Source organism: Roseiarcus sp., from assembly GCF_052145395.1.
Classification (GTDB): Bacteria; Pseudomonadota; Alphaproteobacteria; order Rhizobiales; family Beijerinckiaceae; genus Roseiarcus.
The window spans coordinates 1-4,688 of record NZ_JBKQOT010000780.1 but is presented as its reverse complement, the minus strand read 5'-3'; the positions used below and the strand labels follow the sequence as shown (position 1 = coordinate 4,688).

The 4,688-nt window shown below is 66.3% G+C and carries 4 protein-coding genes and 1 pseudogene; all 5 read left to right on the top strand.

Annotated elements, in window-relative coordinates:
* Positions 1 to 979 (top strand): PucC family protein (locus ACLP25_RS26875; RefSeq protein ID WP_442472167.1); only part of this gene is annotated, 979 nt, incomplete at its 5' end.
* 15 nt (positions 980 to 994) lie between these two features.
* Positions 995 to 2,188: a geranylgeranyl diphosphate reductase gene (locus ACLP25_RS26870; protein WP_442472166.1), complete on the top strand. Its 1,194-nt coding sequence runs from the start codon at positions 995 to 997 to the stop codon at positions 2,186 to 2,188.
* Complete coding sequence (locus tag ACLP25_RS26865) at positions 2,185 to 2,736, top strand: TspO/MBR family protein (RefSeq protein WP_442472165.1); 552 nt, start codon at positions 2,185 to 2,187, stop codon at positions 2,734 to 2,736. The genes ACLP25_RS26870 and ACLP25_RS26865 overlap by 4 nt, the downstream gene beginning before the upstream one ends.
* A complete protein-coding gene (locus tag ACLP25_RS26860) occupies positions 2,717 to 3,058 on the top strand; it encodes a hypothetical protein (protein WP_442472164.1) in 342 nt (113 codons plus the stop codon). Before ACLP25_RS26865 ends, ACLP25_RS26860 begins: the two co-directional genes overlap by 20 nt.
* Positions 3,051 to 4,688, top strand: a pseudogene (gene dxs / locus ACLP25_RS26855) (1-deoxy-D-xylulose-5-phosphate synthase); the annotation flags it as partial. The gene ACLP25_RS26860 and the pseudogene dxs, both read left to right, overlap by 8 nt.

Sequence of the window (4,688 nt, the reverse complement as noted above, 5' to 3'; positions counted from 1 at the left end):
ATGGGCGCAGGGTCGGCCGGCACGTCGGTGCTGGCGCTACTTGCCTCGCGCGCCGCGCCGGCGCGCCGCGGCGGCTTCCGTTGTCTGGATGATGATGATCCTCGGCGTTGCGATTTCAGCGCCGCTTGCCGGGCATTTCCTCGACCCTTTCTCGAACGCCCGCCTCATCGAGGTGACATCGGCCGTGGCCGCAGCCGCTTTTGCAATTTCCGTGCTTGCGGTCTGGGGCGTCGAAGACAAGGTCACCGCGACGATGACCGCCGCCTCACACCGCTCATCTTCATCTTTCGCGCGCGCGCTCGCCGAAGTCTGGCGGGAGCCGGAGGCGCGCCGTTTCACGATCTTTATTTTCGTTTCGATGCTCGCCTATGGCGCGCAGGAACTGCTAATCGAGCCGTTCGCCGGCCTTGTCTTCGGAATGACCCCGGGGTCGACGACCAAGCTTGCCGGGTTGCAGCACGGCGGCGTCCTCTTGGGCATGCTCAGCGTCGCGATCGCGGCGTCCACGATCGGCGGTCAGACTGTGAGCTCCCTCCGGCTGTGGACAGTGGCTGGCTGCGCCGCGTCGGCCGCTTCGCTCGCCGCGATCGCCGCCATCGGTCTGTTCAGGCTCGGCCCCGAGGCCTTCCGCGCAGGGGTTTTCGCGCTTGGCGTGTCGAACGGAATCTATGCGGTGGCGGCGATCGGCTCGATGATGGGCCTCGCCGGCGCGGGAACCGCCTCGCGGGAAGGGACCAGCATGGGGCTTTGGGGCGCAGCTCAAGCCATCGCCTACGGGGCAGGCGGCGTCACGGCCACTGTTCTCGTCGACGTCTCCCGGAGTCTTGGCGCAACGCCGCTCGTCGCCTATGCGCTCGTGTTTGGGCTCGAGGCGGCGCTCTTCCTCGTCGCCACGGCGCTCGCGCGGTCCAGCGCGCCGCATTCCGCGTATGAAGGTGCGACAGCCGCGGTTCCGCCGTCGCTGTCGGTGCAATTGTAGGAGGCGCCCGACGCCATGACCCGCGATCAGATCTTCGACGTGATTGTGGTCGGAGGCGGGCCCGCCGGCGCGACGGCCGCCACCGATCTGGCTGAACGCGGTCTCAAGGTCGCGCTCCTCGACAAAGGCGGCCGGATCAAGCCCTGCGGCGGCGCAATTCCACCGCGCCTCATCCGCGACTTTGGCATCCCGGCGAGCCTCCTCAAGGCGCGGGTGAGTTTGGCGACGATGGTGTCGCCGAAGGGCGTCAGCGTCGAGATGTCGATCGAAGGCGGATACGTCGGCATGGTCGACCGGGAAGAGTTCGACGAATGGCTGCGCGATCGCGCGGAGCAATCCGGCGCACAGCGGTTCACCGGCCGTTTCGAGTTCCTCACTCGAGGCGCAGACGGCCTGCCGACCGTCCATTTCACGCCGAAGGAGCCGTCCGTCGAGGCGTATCCCCTCAAAGGCCGCGTCGTGATCGGCGCCGACGGCGCGAATTCCGCGATCGCGCGGCGGGAGGTCCTGGGGGCCAAACGCGGAAAATTCGTGTTCGCCTATCACGAGATTGTCGAGGCGCCCGTTGACCAGGCGACCGGCGCTCCGGATGGCCGTTGCGAGATTCATTACCGCGGGTCCCTCTCGCCAGACTTCTACGCCTGGATCTTTCCGCACGGCGCGACGATGAGCGTCGGTTCGGGCAGCGCGCGCAAGGGCTTTTCGCTCAAGTCGTCGGTTCGGGCGCTGCGGGCCGAGACAGGCCTTGGAAGCGTCGGCACGCTCCGGCGCGAGGGCGCTCCCATTCCGCTGAAGCCCCTCCCCCGATGGGACAACGGCCGCGACGTGGTGCTCGCCGGGGACGCAGCGGGCGTCGTCGCGCCGGCGTCCGGCGAAGGCATCTATTACGCAATGCTCGGCGGTCGCCTCGCAGCCGACGCGGCGGAGCTTGCGATCGTGAAGGGCGACGCGCGCGCGCTCAGGCTCGCGCGGAAGCGCTTCATGAGGGAACACGGCCGGGTGTTCTGGATTTTAGGGATCATGCAGCGGGTTTGGTATCTCGACGACAGGCGGCGTGAGCGTTTCGTGAGCATCTGCCGCGACAAGGACGTGCAGCGCCTGACCTGGGACGCCTACATGAACAAAGCCCTGCCCCGCCGCGACCCGTTGGCCCACGTCAGGATCTTCTTTAAGGACCTCGCCCACCTCCTGAGGCTCGTTCCGCCATGATCGGAGCCCTGGCCGAGCGCTGGCCCGTAATCGTGGTCGCGTTGGCGTCGGTGACCGTTTGCGCGGTCGCAGGCGGCCTCATGACGGAAATCGGTCCCTGGTACGAGGGAATGAATTTCCCACGCCTGAGGCCACCGAACTGGCTCTTTGGTCCGGCCTGGACAGTCATTTTCCTGCTCATCGCCGCAAGCGGCGTCGTCGCCTGGGGCGCCGCCGATGCCGAGCGACGGACGCTTATCGCCGTCCTCTTCGCCATCAACGGCGTCCTGAACATCCTCTGGAGTCCGCTCTTCTTCAAGCTTCGGCGGCCCGACTGGGCCCTCTATGAGCTTGGGCCGTTTTGGCTGTCGATCGTCGCGCTGGTGTTTGTCCTGTTCGGGATCAGGCCGCTCGCCGGCTGGCTCATCCTTCCCTATCTCGTTTGGGTCACCTTTGCGGGCTGGCTCAACTGGCGCGTCGTGGTTCTGAACCGGCCGTTTGCGACCCGTTCGTTTGGCGTCGCGTCGGCGGCAGGAAAGTCGAGCAGCAATGGCCGCGTATCTAGATAGCGAACGTCTGATCGACTTGATCATTGCGCTGGTCACGTTCGAGGCGCTGCTTCTCGTCGCGCTGCGCGCGTTCTTTGGCCGGGGTCCAGCTTGTGCATCCTCGATCGCCAACTGCGCCGCGGGCGCCGGACTCCTGCTTGCGCTGCGCGCAGCCATGACGGACGCGCCGTTCACCGTCATCGCAGCGTGCCTATTGGGCGCGCTCGTGGCGCATGTCGCCGACCTACGGGCGCGATGGCGCGTGCCGCCTCGCGTCGACGGCGCTCTCGGACGCGCCAAATCGTCTTCCGCCGCGCTGGCTCCGGAGAGCTCCCGTGTCTGACAGTCGCACTCCGCTTCTTGATCAGATCGCATTTCCCGAGGATCTGCGCCGCCTGAAGAAGTCCGTCCTGCAGACCCTCGCCGTCGATTTGCGCCAGGAGACGATCAGCGCCGTGTCGACCACCGGAGGGCACCTCGGAGCGGGGCTCGGCGTGGTCGAACTGACCGTCGCGCTGCACTACGTCTTCGACACGCCCCACGACCGCCTGATCTGGGACGTCGGTCATCAAGTCTATCCTCACAAGATCCTAACGGGCCGCCGCGCCCGCATTCGGACGCTTCGCCAAGGAGGCGGCCTGTCGGGGTTCACGAAGCGGGACGAGAGCGAATACGATCCGTTCGGCGCCGGACACTCGTCGACATCCGTCTCCGCGGCCTTGGGAATGGCGATCGCGAGAGACCTTTCCGGCAAGCCGCATAACGTTGTCGCTGTGATCGGCGACGGAGCCATGTCCGCAGGGATGGCTTACGAGGCCATGAACAATGCCGGCGCGATGGACTCAAGGCTGATCGTGGTGCTCAACGACAACGACATGTCCATCGCGCCCCCGGTTGGCGCTCTTTCGGCGTACCTTTCGCGGCTGCTCTCGGGCAAGACGTACAGGGGCCTACGTGAAGGCGGGAAGCAGATCGCTCGCAAAATGCCCCGGTCGATTTTCGAGCACGCCCGGCGCGCGGAAGAGCTGACGCGAGGGTTCTTTGCGGGCGGCACGCTGTTCGAGCAGCTCGGTTTCTACTATGTGGGTCCGATCGACGGACACAATTTCAACCACCTGTTGCCGGTCCTCGAAAACGTGAAGGCGTCCGAGCTCGGACCGATCCTGGTCCATGTCGTCACGCGCAAGGGAAAGGGCTACCGCCCGGCGGAAGCGGCGCCAGACAAACTGCACGGGGGTCAACGCTTTCGACGTCGTGAGCGGGACTCAGTTCAAACCCAAAGCGACAGCGCCAACCTACACGAAAGTCTTCGGAGAGAGCCTCGTCCACGAAGCACGCAGGGACCAGCGGATTGTCGCAGTCACCGCGGCCATGCCCGCGGGAACCGGCGTCGATATTTTCGCAAGCCAATTCCCTGAGCGCGCCTTCGACGTCGGGATCGCCGAACAACACGCGGTGACGTTCGCCGCCGGCCTGGCCGCGGAAGGCTTCAAGCCATTTTGCGCGATCTACTCGACCTTTCTTCAGCGCGCCTACGATCAGATCGTGCACGACGTCGCTCTTCAAAGGCTCCCCGTCCGGTTCGCGATCGACCGCGCCGGGCTCGTCGGCGCCGATGGGCCCACCCACGCGGGCGCCTTTGACATCGCGTTTCTCGGCTGCCTGCCCGACATGGTGCTGATGGCGGCGTCCGACGAGGCCGAACTCGTTCATATGGTGGCCACCGCGGCGGCTTATGCCGAAGGTCCGATCGCGTTTCGATACCCGCGAGGCGAGGGCCTGGGCGTCGATCTTCCCGAGTGTGGACGGCCGCTCGATATTGGGCGCGGGCGCATCGTGCGCGAGGGTTCGCGCGTCGCGCTTCTCTCTTTCGGAGCTAGGCTGTCCGAATGTCTCAAGGCGGCGGAGGACCTCAACCGCCGCGGGCTGTCGACGACGGTCGCCGACGCGCGTTTCGCCAAGCCGCTCGACGC